The following is a 13741-nucleotide window of genomic DNA, read 5'->3' as shown; positions in this document are numbered from 1 at the left end:
TGTGGGAGCGGGCTTGCTCGCGAAGACGGTGGGTCAATCAACAACTGTCTTGACTGCGCCGACGTTTTCGCGAGCAAGCCCGCTCCCACAGCGGTTTCCGGCGTTTCGAAAATGCTGGATCAGCCATCAATTCCCTTGTGGGAGCGAGCCTGCTCGCGATGAGGGTATGTCAGTCAACATCAATGTTGGCTGATCCACCGCTATCGCGAGCAAGCCCGCTCCCACAGTGGTTTCCGGTGTTTCGAAGATGTGCGATCAGTCATCACTTCCCTTGTGGGAGCGGGCTTGCTCGCGAAGACGGTGGGTCAATCAACAACTGTCTTGACTGCGCCGACGTTTTCGCGAGCAAGCCCGCTCCCACAGGAATTTCGTTGTTCTTGTGGTTCATCACTGCAACCCGGCGAGCCTGGCTTCAATGAACCGCCGTTCCGGCAGTTGCTGCGTCAGTTCAAGCGCACGTCGGTAGGCGGCCCGCGCCTCCTCCACCTGCCCTAACTGCCGACAGAACTCCGCCCGTGCCGAATGGGCCAGGTGATAGTCCGTCAAATCGCCCCTGGCGAGTATTCCGTCAACCAGGCGCAGCCCTTCCTGGGGCCCGTCGCGCTTGGCCAGGGCGGCGGCTCGGTTGAGTTCGATCACCGGCGACGGCACGGCCCGCAGCAGCACATCATAGAGCCCGACGATCTGCGGCCAATCGGTCTCCTCGGCCGTCGGCGCTTCGGCATGCACCGCCGCTATCGCCGCTTGCAAGCAGTACGGCCCGAACCGCCGGGTTTTCAGCGCGGCTTCCACCAACGCGCAGCCCTCGGCGATCAGCTCGGCATCCCACAAGGATCGGGACTGTTCATCCAGCAGGACCAGCTCACCGGTCGACGACGTTCGCGCCGGTCGCCGGGATTCGTGCAGCAGCATCAACGCCAGCAGCCCCATGACCTCGGCCTCGGGCAGCAACTCCATCAGCAGACGCCCGAGGCGGATGGCTTCGCGCGTCAGGTCTTCGCGGGTCAGCTCGGCGCCCATCGACGCCGAGTACCCTTCGTTGAACACCAGGTAGATCACCCGCAGCACGCTGTCCAGACGCTCCGGCAGCTCCGCCCGGGACGGCACCTGGTAGGGGATCCTGGCATCGCGGATTTTCGCCTTGGCCCGCACGATGCGCTGGGCAATGGCCGCCGGGGCGGCGAGGAATGCCCGGGCGATCTGCTCGGTGGTCAGGTCGCAGACTTCCCGCAGCGTCAGGGGCACCTGGGCATCCGCCGCCAGGGCTGGGTGGCAGCAGGTAAAAATCAGCCGCAGGCGATCGTCTTCCACGTCTTCGTCACTCCACTGGCCCTGTTCCAGTTCCTCGAGTTGGGCGATCAACATCGGTTGGGACGCGGCGAAACGCGCCCGTCGGCGCAAACTGTCGATGGCCTTGAAACGCCCGGCAGACACCAGCCAGGCCCGTGGATTGTCCGGCACGCCGTCGCGCTGCCAGCGCTCGACCGCAATGAAAAAGGCCTCGTGCAAGGCCTCTTCCGCCAGGTCGAAGTCCCCCAGCAGGCGAATCAGCGTCGCCAGGATCCGTCGCGAGTCTTGCCGATAAACCTGCTCGACCCGCGCCTTGACCGTTTCGGCCGACATCAGTCGGGCATGCCTCGGGTAACCAGCGCTTCAAGCCGGTCCAGGCTCTCGCCCCGCCCTTCATGGAAGCCCATGGCTTCGTGCGCCTGGCGATCCTCCTCGCTCCAGTGCAGCGCACGGGCGGTGTAACGGGTTTGGGATAACGCATGAGAGGCCGTTGTGTGGTTCATGAATGAAATCCTGTTTGTGCTTGTTGTTCAGGGGTTCAGTTGGCGTACCGGTCGTACTTCGACGCAGCCGACCCGGGCCGCCGGAATATTGCCGGCGACCTGGATGGCTTCGTTGAGGTCCTTGGCGTCGATCAAATAGAAGCCCGCCAGTTGCTCCTTGGTTTCGGCGAACGGGCCGTCGGTGATCGACAGCTTGCCGCCGCGCATGCGCACCGTCGTGGCGGTCTGTACCGACTCCAGGGCCTCGGCGGCCACCATGCGCCCGCTGCCCTGGATCGACTCGGCATAGGCCATGCACTCGGCGTCCTCCGGGCTGTCGGGCGAATTGTGCAGCGTGTGTTCGTTGCTATACACCAGGCATAGGTACTTCATGGAAGGCTCCGTGATCGGACTGATCAACTATGGACGGCAGAATGACCCTCGGCAAAAAAACCGACGATCAGGGTTGCAGGTCGAACAGCGCCGTCCCGGCCATCGGGTCGAACGGGGCGGACCAATGTTCATGGACGATCCGCCATTGTCCGGCAACACGCTGATAGCAGGCCGTCACGCGCATCCAGCAGGCTTGCTCCTCACCCTTTTCGTTGGTGCCGCCGCAATAGGCGAGCCAGTGGGCGAAGGCGATGTTATCGGCCGGGGTAATCTTGACCTGATGAAAGTCGAACTTGTGCGGGCCGGGGCACATTTCCATGCAGGCTTGCCAATGGGCCCGGTAAGCGGCCTTGCCCTTGAACTGCAAGGCCTGGATGGCATCGAACGAGACAATGTCCTCGTCATAGAGCGCCATGACCTTTTCAACGTCCTTGGTCATCACGGCCTGGCGATAGGTGTCGATCAGGGCCTGGATCTGGGTTTCAGTGGTTTGGGTATTCATGGTGATTCTCCGCAGTTTTTTTGTTGAAGACACCCTTGGTCGTTTGGAGAAACAGCGAATCGACAATCCAACAAAAATAATCCAAAGAAAAAAATTCGCTAGAATCCACGTCTCATTTAGCCGGCAAACAATGGATGTTTTTGTGACCGTTCAGCTCGTCCCCTACGAAGACCTGACCCCGCGTCAACGCGAACAGGTCACCGCCATCGAAATCCACCCCGGACAGATCAAGTTCGCCGGCGATATCCACGGCGCCCTGCATACGCTGCTGTCCAAACCCGGCCCCGGGGTCAAAGGCTTTGCGCTATTGGCGCAGGAGGTGCCGGTGGCCTTCCTGCTGCTCAAGCGCCCACCGGTACTGCCCGCCTGGGCCAACGAACACAGCGCCACCCTGCATGCCCTGCAAGTCGACCACCGGGCCCAGGGCCAAGGTTATGGCAAGGCCTGCCTGCAGGCGCTGCCCGCCGTGGCGCGCGCCGCCTGGCCGGAGATCCGCGGGTTGGAGCTCTCGGTGGACGCCGACAACGACTCGGCCATCGGCCTGTACACCCGGATGGGCTGGGTCGACAGTGGCGAAGCCTACAAGGGCCGCATCGGTTATGAGCGGCGGATGGGGTTGATGTTTTGAAGACCTTGGCCCATAGACTCAGGATGAATGGATGATGGTGACGTCGATTGAACAGTTGGAAGCCCTGTATGGCTTGCCTCACGAACGGGCAGTGCGTAAACAGATCCCGTTTTTGAACGAGGATTATCAGGCGATGGTCCGGGCCTCGCCGCTGGTGGTCATCGGTTCCGCAGGCCCCGACGGCCTCGATAGCTCGCCCCGGGGCGACGTGCCAGGTTTTGTGCAGATCCTCGACGAGCGGACCCTGGCCCTGCCGGATCGTCCCGGCAACAACCGCATCGACACGCTGCGCAACGTTTTGCACGATCCACGGGTATCGCTGCTGTTCCTCATTCCAGGCATTGGCGAGACCTTGCGGGTCAACGGCACCGCCCGGATCAGCGCCGAACCGGCACTGCTGGAACGCTTTGCGGTCAACGGCAAGCCGGCTCGCACCGTGCTGCTGGTGACGGTCGAAGCAACGTTTTTCCATTGTGCCAAAGCCATCGTGCGTTCAGATCTGTGGAACCCGGCCCGCCATCTCGAGCGCTCAGCCCTGCCCAGCGCCGGGGCGATCCACAAGCGTTTGAATGATGGGCAGTTCGATGCCGAGACTTACGACCGTGAAGCGCCTGCGCGGGTGCAGGCCAGTTTGTACTGAAGCCGCGACGATCAGCTCGGCTTGAGCGGGATCCAGATCTCCAGGGTGCCTTGGCCGGTCCTGGGGTTGAAATCCTCGCTGTAGCGCTCGAACTCCGGCAGCTCGGCCGCTTCGTGGCCGGAATGCGGCAACCACTCATTCCAGATGTATTGGAACGTGTCCGGCAGCTGTTTCAACGGCCCCTTGTGTTCGAAGACCGCGTAATGCCCTGGCTGGATTTCGATCCAACGGTATTGCTCCGGCAGATCGTCGAGCCGACTGATCTCCACGCCGGCAATGTATTCGAACCCACCCTTCCCGTCCGGGTTGCAACACACGCCGTAGGTCACTTCATCTTTCTGCCCTGGCACTTTGCCGAGCCAGGGCAGGAACTTTTCCCAGAGCAAAGGGATGTCTTGGGCGGTGTCCTCGGTAAACCGGGCACCAAAGCCGGCGATCAGCTGAAAACGTCCCTGCTCAAAGCGTGGTTCGGTTGTGCAATCGCGTTTGTGCTTTTCCATGCGGCAACACTCCAGCAAACGTGAAGTCGGGTTTGGCAGTATAGAAGCCAAACCGTGATTGGCAGGACCGTTTCGCTTGTCAGAAGCCAGGCACAGTGCCGGTGCCGGTTTTTCCTACAAACTCGTTGTAGCCAGAAACGATCACATATACTGCGAAATAGCAGAAGATCGCGGCGGATGCCCAATAGGAATAGCGCAACAGTTTATCCCCCAACAGTTTGCCGCCCTGGGTCGCGGCCAGGCACAAGGCCGCGCACCACAGCAGCCCGGCACAGAGAAAACCGCTGAGGAACAGCGCCGAGCTGAGCAAGGTTCCGCCGCCCGAACGAGCAATCAGCGTGCCGCCCACCGCCGCGAACCAGAGGATGGCACTGGGCGATGACATGGCCAGGAAAATCCCGCGAAAAAACTCCTGGCGCGAAGAGTTGCCCTGCACCTCGCCCGCCTCGGCCAGTACGGTGCTGTGATAGATCGCCGAATGGATCATCTTCGCCGCGAAATACAGCAACAGCACCGAACCACCGAGCCACAGCACCCAGCGCACCGTTTCGTATTGCAGCAGCACGGTCATGCCGGCCAGGGCCAGGACGGCGTAGACCAGGTCGCCCACGCAAGTGCCCAGGCCCAAGGCGAAACCCTGGAAATAGCCACGCTGCATCGCCAGGGTGATCATCGCGATATTGGCCACGCCAATGTCCAGGCACAGGGAAAGGCTCAGCAGGAAGCCGCTGGAAAATTCCATCATTCATTCCATCAGGATTGGGAGAGACAGGTTAAACATGTCGCGGCGACCATCGATAGCGCCGCAGCCTGGGCGACAGTGTCGTCGAAAATAGTTCGACGCGGCTACTGGACAATCCGACATCCGCCCGATTATCTTGCGCCGCAGGCCACCGCAGTGGCCAACGTCGCTCGGACGGTTCCGGGCGCTCACGTATCTCGAGGCAACAATGGCCGAACAAGGTTCGCCGCGCCGCTTTGCGCGCATCGATCGACTCCCCCCGTACGTATTCAATATCACTGCCGAGCTGAAGATGGCTGCGCGTCGGCGCGGCGAAGACATCATCGACTTGAGCATGGGTAACCCCGACGGCGCCACGCCCCCGCACATCGTGGAGAAACTGGTCACCGTCGCCCAGCGTGAAGACACCCACGGCTACTCCACGTCCAAAGGCATCCCACGCCTGCGCCGCGCCATTTCGCGCTGGTACAAGGACCGCTATGAAGTGGACATCGACCCGGAAAGCGAAGCCATCGTCACCATCGGGTCCAAGGAAGGCCTGGCACACCTGATGCTGGCTACCCTGGACCAGGGCGACACGGTGCTGGTGCCCAACCCCAGCTATCCGATCCACATCTACGGCGCGGTGATCGCCGGCGCCCAGGTGCGTTCGGTGCCGCTGGTGCCAGGGGTGGATTTCTTCGACGAACTGGAGCGGGCCATTCGCGGCTCGATTCCCAAGCCGAAGATGATGATCCTGGGCTTCCCCTCCAACCCCACCGCCCAATGCGTGGAGCTGGACTTCTTCGAACGGGTCATCGCCCTCGCCAAGCAGTACGACGTGCTGGTGATCCACGACCTGGCCTACGCCGACATCGTCTATGACGGCTGGAAAGCCCCGTCGATCATGCAGGTGCCTGGCGCCAAAGACATCGCGGTGGAGTTCTTCACTCTGTCCAAGAGCTACAACATGGCCGGCTGGCGCATCGGCTTCATGGTCGGCAACCCGGAACTGGTCAGCGCCCTGGCGCGGATCAAGAGCTACCACGACTACGGCACCTTCACCCCGCTGCAAGTGGCCGCCATCGCCGCTCTCGAAGGCGACCAGCAATGCGTACGCGACATCGCCGAACAGTACCGCCAACGCCGCAATGTGCTGGTCAAGGGCCTGCATGAGCTGGGCTGGATGGTGGAAAACCCCAAGGCTTCGATGTACGTCTGGGCGAAGATTCCCGATGCCTATGCGCACCTGGGCTCGCTGGAATTTGCCAAGAAGCTGTTGGCCGAAGCCAAGGTCTGCGTCTCGCCGGGGGTGGGGTTCGGGGAATATGGAGATGATCATGTGCGCTTTGCGCTGATCGAGAACCAGGACCGGATTCGCCAGGCTGTGCGGGGGATCCGTGGGATGTTTCGGGCGGATGGGCTGACCAAGAAACCTGAGGCCTGACACAAAATTAATGTGGGAGCGGGCTTGCTCGCGAAGGCGGTGTGTCAGTCATCATCTACTCGACTGAGACAACGCCTTCGCGAGCAAGCCCGCTCCCACAGTTTGAGCCGCAGCGCCTGTTAGATCACCAGCGACAACAGCAGGATAAAGATCAGCCCCACCACGGACAGGATGGTTTCCATCGCGGTCCAGGTCTTGAAGGTTTCGGCCACGGTCATGTTGAAGTACTGCTTGACCAGCCAGAAACCTGCGTCGTTCACGTGGGACAGGATCAACGAACCGGCACCGGTCGCCAGCACCAGCAGCTCACGGTTCACGCCCGGCATCATTCCCACCACCGGCACCACGATCCCGGCCCCCGTAATGGTCGCCACAGTGGCCGAACCGGTCGCAATACGAATCACCGCCGCCACCAGCCACGCCAACAGGATCGGCGAAATCTGCGCACTGACCGCCATGTGGCCGATCACATCGCCGACGCCGCTGGTCACCAGCATCTGCTTGAAGCCGCCACCGGCACCGATGATCAGGATGATCGCGGCAGTCGGGGCCAGGCTTGCGTCCAGCCATTTGAGCATCTGGCTGGAGCCGATGCCCTGCTTGTAGCCGAAGGTGTACAGCGACAGCAGCAACGCCAGCAGCAAGGCCGAGATCGGGTGGCCGATCATGTCCATCCAGACGCGGAAGAGGTTGCCGTCCGGCAGCGCTACGTCAGCAAAGGTCTTGAGCAACATCAGGAACACCGGCGACAGTACGGTGATCAGGGTGATGCTGAAGCTTGGCAGCTCGGCGGCGTTCGTCTCGCGGGCCAGCTGATCCACCAATTCCTGGTTCGGATGGCCGGGGATGTGCTTGGCGATGAACGTACCGAAGATCGGGCCGGCAATGATGGCGGTCGGCAGTGCGACGATCAGGCCATAGAGAATGGTCTTGCCGATGTCTGCGCCAAAGATGCCGATCGCCAGCAGCGGACCCGGGTGCGGTGGCACCAGGCCGTGGACTGCGGAAAGGCCGGCCAGCAACGGGATACCGATCTTGATGATCGACACGCCGGTGCGGCGCGCCACGATGAACACCAGCGGGATCAGCAACACGAAGCCGATCTCGAAGAACAGCGGGATGCCCACCAGGAACGCGGCGAACATCATCGCCCACTGCACCTTGTCCTTGCCGAAGGCACGGATCAAGGTCTGGGCAATCTGATCGGCCCCGCCCGACTCGGCCATCATCTTGCCGAGCATCGTACCCAGCGCCAGGATGATGCCGACAAAGCCGAGCACGCCACCGAAGCCGTCCTGGAACGCCTTGATGATGGTGCCGGTCGGCATGCCCGACGTCAGGCCGAGGAACGCGGCGGCGATGGTCAGTGCAATGAACGGGTGGAATTTGAACTTGGTGATGAGGACGATGAGTCCGATCACCGTGACCACTGCATCAAGCAGTAGGAACGTCTCGTGGGACATGCCGAACATGGGAGGTGTCTCCTGATTTGTTGTTGTTATTGAAGCAGTTATTTATAAGCCGTCGGGACAGCGCTATCTTTCTGACGCAAATTTTTTGAAACTCAGCCGGCAAGCTTCAAACCGTGGGCCAACCACCAGACGTAAGCCTGGCGCGCCAGTTCGTCGATGCTGTGGCTGGACGCGTCCAGAGCCAGGGTCAGGGGCTCGCCGACAGGGGATTCAAGGGTGGCAAACTGGCTGTCGATCAGAGTCGACGGCATGAAATGACCGGGACGGTGGGAAACGCGATCGGCGGCCACTTCGGGGGTCAATTCAAGGAATACGAAGCCCAGGCCGGGCAAGGCACTGCGCAGACGTTCGCGATAACTGTGCTTGAGGGCCGAGCAGGTCAGCACCGGGCGCTCGCCCGTGGCGTCGACACGGCGCAACTCATCGCACAGGCTGTCGAGCCAGCCGGCACGGTCGTCGTCGTTCAGGGGAATACCGGCGCTCATCTTCTGGATGTTGGCCGCGGGGTGGAAGGTGTCGCCTTCGATGGCGGTGGCGCCGCTCAATTGGCACAGGGCCTGGCTGACGCATGTCTTGCCGCAACCGGCAACGCCCATGATGACCAGGGCGGTGATGGGATTGTTCATGTAACACCTCAGCGCGCAGACAGCGCTACCTTTGCCAGTTATGACACCGCAGCAAAAGCAGAAGTTGCCGACGCCTTCTTGTCATTTTTGTGGTTGCAGCATGTTCGTTCACGACGCGAGCGGACGGGAGATCAGGCAACCCCCGTTCACGCATTTGCAGCGGCGTCGAGACAGCGCTACCTTAGTGCCTTGATTTTTGTTTGGCAAGCCGCCCTGATGACCGCCCCTAAAAACGATAAGAATACTCGCACCACCGGTCGCCCCACGCTCAACGAAGTCGCACGCCTGGCCGGTGTCAGCCCCATCACCGCCTCCCGTGCCCTGCGCGGCGTCAGCACCGTTGCCTCGGAACTGGTGGAAAAAGTCCGCCAGGCCGCCGTGGAGCTCAACTACGTCGTCAATCCCGCCGCCCGTGCCCTGGCTTCGGCCCAGAGTCATTCGGTGGTGGTGTTGGTGCCGTCGTTGTCCAACCTGTTGTTCATCGACACCTTGGAAGCCATCCATCGGGTCCTGCGGCCCAAGGGTTTCGAAGTGGTGATCGGCAACTATCACTATTCCCGGGACGAGGAAGAAGACCTGTTGCGCAACTACATGGCCTATCAGCCACGGGGTTTGCTGCTGACCGGTTTCGATCGCACCGAAAGTGCCCGGCGGATGATCGAGGCCAGCAACATTCCCTGCGTGTACATGATGGAACTGGACCCCGGCGCCGGGCTCAACTGCGTTGGTTTTTCCCAGCTCAAGGCGGGCGAAACGGCAGCCGAGCACTTGATTTCCAAAGGACGCAAGCGCCTGGCCTACATCGGCGCGCAGCTGGACCAACGCACCCTGCTGCGCGGCGAAGGCTTTCGTCGCGCCCTGCAGAAGGCCGGCTTGTATGACCCGGACCTGGAACTGCTGACCCCGCGCCCCTCCTCGGTGGGCCTGGGTGGTGAATTGTTCCTGCAATTGCTCGACAGCCACCCGGACGTCGATGCGATTTTCTTCGGCAACGACGACCTGGCCCACGGCGCCTTGTTCGAGGCCCTGCGCTGCGGCATCAAGATCCCCGAGCAGGTCTCGGTCTTGGGCTTCAACGACCTGCCCGCCTCGGCCCACATGGTGCCGCGCCTGAGCAGTATCAGCACCCCACGGGAAGCCATCGGCCGTCGCGCCGCCGAACAGATGCTGACGCTGATGGCCGGCAACCGCATCGCCCAACCGGTGGTGGACATGGGCTTTGAGCTCAAGGTACGCGAAAGCACCTGAGCGACCCGGCACGAGGCGGTCGATCCCTGCCGACGAACGGCAAGAATTGGCCGCCCCGCTCGCAGCACGCCCGTCTAAAAGCCCTTGGCATAAGGTTCTCGCGGCAACGGCATGGGAATTGCTCCTGCCCCTCGCTCAGCCATTACCTACAAGGTGTTCATCATGTTGGTCAGTGCAAAACAGCAAGCGATGGTCTTGCCGCTCAAGCGCCCGGGCGAGGATCCCACCGCCGAAGCCGCCAGCGGCCTGCAAAGCGCCGTATTGCAGGCGTTGCGCGATAACGTCCAGGCCCAGGCCAGCCAGGGCAGTGCCCAAGTCCAGGACGCCTTCACCCAACAAGCCACGCAGCAGGTCAGCGCCGCCACCGCCATCGGCGACAAGGTGGACGAGGCATTCGCCAAGACCCGCGTGCACTTGCAGACTGTTGCTTCGTCAGCGTCCGAGGAAACCACGACGCTTGGTGGCTCCGCGACGGCAGAATTCAAGGACTACATGAGCAAGACGCCCGAAGAGCGCCTGCGCGACAGCATCCTTGAAGAGATGGGCATTACCCAGGAAGAGTTGGAGGCGATGCCGCCCGAGAAGCAGATGGCCGTCAGTCAGGAGATTGCCCAGCGCATGCAGGACAAATCGGCGATGGCGCAAGTGGAAAAGGCCGAGGAAAGCCGCACGGGCGACAAGGCCTCGGCCACGGACATGTTTCTCGCCTCGCTTTGAGCTTCGACACATAACGAAGGGGTTGAGCTGGGGCGACCGCCCCAGCTCAAACGGAGGCCAACCCGGACGATAGCGGCTCAATGACCGAACAGATTCACCTTCTTGGCCTTCTTGTCGGCACGCTTTTCATCAGCACTCTTCGCCGGTTTTTTCTTTGCCGCTTTTTTTGAATCCATGCCTTTGGCCATGATACGTACTCCACTCATACGGGATGTGCAGTCAGGTATACACCTATCGCCGCACCCGCGTTCTTTTATAATCACCTCCCCCTTCTGCGCCACGACCCTGCCATGTCCGAAATCCATTACACGCAACTCGACGAGCCGCTGTGGCCACTGATGAACAAGTTTTACCGCGCCCACCAATCTTCGATGAAAGCGGTGCGTGACGCACAATTGTGGGTGGCAAGGCGCGATGAGATTGTCGCCGCCCTGTGCCTGCGGCCCGTGTCGGGCGGGCATTGGTTGACCGGATTGTTCGTCGCCCCGACGTACCGCGTACAGGGCATTGGCGCGCGGTTGATCGCCGAGGCAGTGACAGACGTGGATGAGCCGGTGTGGCTGTTCTGTCACCCGGACTTGCGTGGTTTTTATGAGCGACGTGGTTTCAGCTTCGATCCTGAACTGCCCTATGCCATGGCCGAGCGCCTGAGCCGGTATGCGCGCAGCAAGCCGATGATTGCGATGGGGTTAAAGCTAAATACACAGTCCTGAAGTGCAATACAGATCAATGTGGGAGCGGGCTTGCCCGCGAAGACGGCGGCACATTCAACATCAATGCAAGCTGACCTACCGCTTCGCGAGCAAGCCCGCTCCCACAGGGTTCGGGGGCGGGTTATTAGTCGTCGGCCATGGGATCCAGGTCCGGAAACATCACCTCGGTAAAGCCGAACTTGCTGAAATCCGTAATGCGCGACGGGTACAAGCGCCCGATCAGGTGATCGCATTCATGCTGTACCACCCGCGCATGGAAGCCCGACGCGTAGCGCACGATCGGCTCGCCCTTGGGGTCGAAGCCTTCGTAGCGGATGTCCTGGTAGCGATCCACCGCACCGCGCAGGCCCGGTACCGACAGGCAACCCTCAAAACCCTCTTCCATCTGCGGGCCCAACGGAGTGATCAATGGGTTGATCAGAATCGTCTGGGGCACCGCCTCGGCGTCGGGGTAACGCTCGCTGTGTTCGAAGCCGAAGATCACCAGTTGCAAGTCGACGCCGATCTGCGGCGCCGCCAGACCGACGCCGCCGACGCTTTCCATGGTCTGGAACATGTCGTCGATCAATTGCCACAACTCAGGGCTGTCGAGCAGGTCGGCGGGCACCGGTGGGGCGATGCGCAGCAGGCGTTCGTCGCCCATTTTCAGGATTTCACGGATCATGGTCGGGCTTCGTCAGGGTGGGTGTGAGGGATGGAATGGTCGCGCCCCAGGCCGGACACGTGCTGCTTTTCATGCTCGCCCGGGTTCTTTTCACCTGGATTCTTGCCCTCGGCGGACATGTGCTCGATCACCGCATTCATCTCCGCACCGAGCAGCAGCACCGCCGCAGAAATATAGAAATACAGCAACAACACGATGATCGCGCCGATGCTGCCATACATGGCGTTGTAGTTGGCAAAGGTCTTGACGTAAAACGCGAAGCCCAGGGAGGCGATGATCCACACCACCACCGCCAGCACCGACCCTGGGGTGATGAAGCGAAACTCCTGCTTGACGTCGGGCATCACGTAATAGATCAGCGCCACGGCGACCATCAGCAAGAACACGATCACCGGCCAGCGCACAATCGTCCAGAGCGTGACGATGAACTCCTCCAGGCCGACCTGGGCCGCAATCCAGCCCATCACCTGCGGCCCGAGCACCATCAGCGCCGCGGCGGCCAGGAGCATGCCGGCGATGCCGACCGTGTAGAAGATCGACAGCGGAAAGCGCTTCCAGGCCGGACGGCCCTCGACCACGTCGTAGGCGGCGTTCATCGCGCTCATCATCAACCGCACGCCCGCCGAAGCGGTCCACAAAGCAATGACGATACCCACCGACAACAAGCCGCCCTTGGATTGCTGGAGCTGGTCGATCACCGGGTTGACCTGCTCCAGGGCCTGGGGCGGCAGCACCAGTTCCGATTGCAGGCGCAGCCAGGAGAAGAAGTCCGGCAGGTGCAGGAAGCCGATCAATGCGATCAGAAAGAGAATGAACGGGAACAGCGAAAACAGCATTTGGTAGGCCAAAGCCGAGGCGTAGGTCGACATCTCGTCGTCGAGAAATTCGGTCACGGTGCGCATCATCACACGATGCAAGGGTAAGCCTTTCAAGGCCGGGAACATCATGTGCGTCTCCTTTCGCCGCAAAAAGGGGTGGTCGCTTGGCGACTCAGGGGCGTTGCCTCGACAAAGTAGCCTGTTTGGCGACGCTGGATCAATTTCGTCTTTTCAGGCCCGACGCTGAGTTGACCGATGATTGCCAAGCCAAGTTTCATCGTTCGTACAGGCGGGGCTTTATGTTTACCCGGCAACCACCGAGAATGCCCCACGTATTCAGGCGGCGGCCTGAAGCTCCAACCCCGTAGGAACGTTATGAAACTCGATAAAAAGCAGGCCATCGCCCGCAGAAACCTTGAACTGGGCGGCGCCGTACTGGGCGTCAACAACTGCCACTTCAGCGAATTGAACCGCAACCGCAACATCTTCTGGTTCGATATCCCGGTGGCGCGCCTGGCCATCGGTCAGTACGAATGGATCCACCTGCTGCTGCACACGCCGGCCACCGATGAGCTGTTGCACTTGAAAGTGCCGACCGTGTTCCTGCGCGAAAAGATGGAAGGCCTGGAAGTGCGCAACCAGGGCAAACGCAAGGCAGCCCTGAGCCTGGAGCTGAGCGCTGACAAGGACTCCTACCTGCAGGACATGCGGCCGGGGGGCACCAACCTGGATTTTGCGCAGTTCAGGTTGTAATGCTCCACATAGGTTGATTGCAGGGGAGCTGTTGTGGCGAGGGAGCTTGCTCCCGCTATGTGGGAGCAAGGCTTGCCCGCGATGGACGCGATGCGGTCTTACAGAATCGAGGCGCCTGTTTCGCGAG

General features: G+C 61.3%; 16 protein-coding genes and 1 pseudogene. 7 read left to right on the top strand and 10 right to left on the bottom strand.

What is annotated here, in order from left to right:
- Window positions 1-387: 387 nt before the first annotated feature.
- The 4 genes and pseudogenes from HU767_RS22595 to HU767_RS22580 all read right to left on the bottom strand — a co-directional run bounded on the left by HU767_RS22595 (window position 388) and on the right by HU767_RS22580 (window position 2667).
- Window positions 388-1623: an RNA polymerase sigma factor gene (locus tag HU767_RS22595; RefSeq protein WP_186709171.1), complete on the bottom strand. Its 1236-nt coding sequence runs from the start codon at window positions 1621-1623 to the stop codon at window positions 388-390.
- Window positions 1623-1760 (bottom strand): annotated as a pseudogene (locus HU767_RS22590) (polyketide cyclase); the annotation flags it as partial. The gene HU767_RS22595 and the pseudogene HU767_RS22590, both read right to left, overlap by 1 nt.
- Window positions 1761-1820: 60 nt before the next feature.
- Window positions 1821-2165, bottom strand: coding sequence for a YciI family protein (locus HU767_RS22585; protein WP_186709173.1), 345 nt, complete (start codon window positions 2163-2165; stop codon window positions 1821-1823).
- A gap of 67 nt (window positions 2166-2232) precedes the next feature.
- Window positions 2233-2667 (bottom strand): SgcJ/EcaC family oxidoreductase, encoded by a 435-nt coding sequence (locus HU767_RS22580; protein WP_186709181.1) that lies wholly within the window; start codon window positions 2665-2667, stop codon window positions 2233-2235.
- Window positions 2668-2809: 142 nt separating this feature from the next.
- Between HU767_RS22580 and HU767_RS22575 the strand changes: the two genes are divergently transcribed.
- Complete coding sequence (locus tag HU767_RS22575) at window positions 2810-3295, top strand: GNAT family N-acetyltransferase (protein WP_186709182.1); 486 nt, start codon at window positions 2810-2812, stop codon at window positions 3293-3295.
- 34 nt (window positions 3296-3329) lie between these two features.
- Window positions 3330-3935 (top strand): pyridoxamine 5'-phosphate oxidase family protein, encoded by a 606-nt coding sequence (locus HU767_RS22570; protein ID WP_186730500.1) that lies wholly within the window; start codon window positions 3330-3332, stop codon window positions 3933-3935.
- An 11-nt stretch (window positions 3936-3946) separates the two neighbouring features.
- Here the strand turns inward: HU767_RS22570 and HU767_RS22565 are convergent, their stop codons facing one another.
- Together HU767_RS22565 and HU767_RS22560 are read right to left on the bottom strand one after the other, a co-directional pair.
- Entirely contained in the window at window positions 3947-4435 is a 489-nt protein-coding gene (locus HU767_RS22565; protein ID WP_186730499.1) for a GyrI-like domain-containing protein, read from the bottom strand.
- A gap of 79 nt (window positions 4436-4514) precedes the next feature.
- Window positions 4515-5177 carry a LysE family translocator gene (locus HU767_RS22560; RefSeq protein ID WP_186709184.1) on the bottom strand — a complete coding sequence of 221 codons (663 nt, stop codon included), beginning with the start codon at window positions 5175-5177 and terminating at the stop codon, window positions 4515-4517.
- 208 nt (window positions 5178-5385) lie between these two features.
- Here HU767_RS22560 and alaC point away from each other — a divergent pair, with 208 nt between their 5' ends.
- Window positions 5386-6603 (top strand): alanine transaminase, encoded by a 1218-nt coding sequence (gene alaC, locus HU767_RS22555; RefSeq protein ID WP_186730498.1) that lies wholly within the window; start codon window positions 5386-5388, stop codon window positions 6601-6603.
- Between the two features lie 119 nt (window positions 6604-6722).
- Here the strand turns inward: alaC and HU767_RS22550 are convergent, their stop codons facing one another.
- Together HU767_RS22550 and HU767_RS22545 are read right to left on the bottom strand one after the other, a co-directional pair.
- Complete coding sequence (locus HU767_RS22550; protein WP_053182604.1) at window positions 6723-8075, bottom strand: GntP family permease; 1353 nt, start codon at window positions 8073-8075, stop codon at window positions 6723-6725.
- Window positions 8076-8167: 92 nt separating this feature from the next.
- Window positions 8168-8701 carry a gluconokinase gene (locus tag HU767_RS22545; protein WP_186613539.1) on the bottom strand — a complete coding sequence of 178 codons (534 nt, stop codon included), beginning with the start codon at window positions 8699-8701 and terminating at the stop codon, window positions 8168-8170.
- 216 nt (window positions 8702-8917) lie between these two features.
- Here HU767_RS22545 and HU767_RS22540 point away from each other — a divergent pair, with 216 nt between their 5' ends.
- From HU767_RS22540 to HU767_RS22530, 3 genes are all read left to right on the top strand, one after another.
- Window positions 8918-9949 carry a LacI family DNA-binding transcriptional regulator gene (locus tag HU767_RS22540; RefSeq protein WP_186730497.1) on the top strand — a complete coding sequence of 344 codons (1032 nt, stop codon included), beginning with the start codon at window positions 8918-8920 and terminating at the stop codon, window positions 9947-9949.
- 162 nt (window positions 9950-10111) lie between these two features.
- Window positions 10112-10666, top strand: a complete 555-nt coding sequence (locus tag HU767_RS22535; RefSeq protein ID WP_186730496.1) for a hypothetical protein — start codon at window positions 10112-10114, stop codon at window positions 10664-10666.
- 290 nt (window positions 10667-10956) lie between these two features.
- Entirely contained in the window at window positions 10957-11379 is a 423-nt protein-coding gene (locus tag HU767_RS22530; protein WP_186730495.1) for a GNAT family N-acetyltransferase, read from the top strand.
- Between the two features lie 124 nt (window positions 11380-11503).
- Here HU767_RS22530 and def read toward each other — a convergent pair whose 3' ends face one another.
- Window positions 11504-12043, bottom strand: coding sequence for a peptide deformylase (def, locus tag HU767_RS22525; RefSeq protein WP_186730494.1), 540 nt, complete (start codon window positions 12041-12043; stop codon window positions 11504-11506).
- Entirely contained in the window at window positions 12040-12990 is a 951-nt protein-coding gene (locus HU767_RS22520) for a YihY/virulence factor BrkB family protein (RefSeq protein ID WP_053119137.1), read from the bottom strand. The genes def and HU767_RS22520 overlap by 4 nt, the downstream gene beginning before the upstream one ends.
- A 246-nt stretch (window positions 12991-13236) precedes the next feature.
- Between HU767_RS22520 and HU767_RS22515 the strand changes: the two genes are divergently transcribed.
- On the top strand, window positions 13237-13614 hold the full coding sequence (locus HU767_RS22515; protein ID WP_186709198.1) for a hypothetical protein: 378 nt from the start codon (window positions 13237-13239) through the stop codon (window positions 13612-13614).
- Window positions 13615-13741 lie beyond the last annotated feature (127 nt).

The sequence above is a fragment of the Pseudomonas sp. SWRI179 genome, from assembly GCF_014268705.1.
GTDB lineage: Bacteria > Pseudomonadota > Gammaproteobacteria > Pseudomonadales > Pseudomonadaceae > Aquipseudomonas > Aquipseudomonas zanjanensis.
Note: the sequence above shows the minus strand (reverse complement) of the source record. Positions and strands in the feature narration are given on the sequence as shown.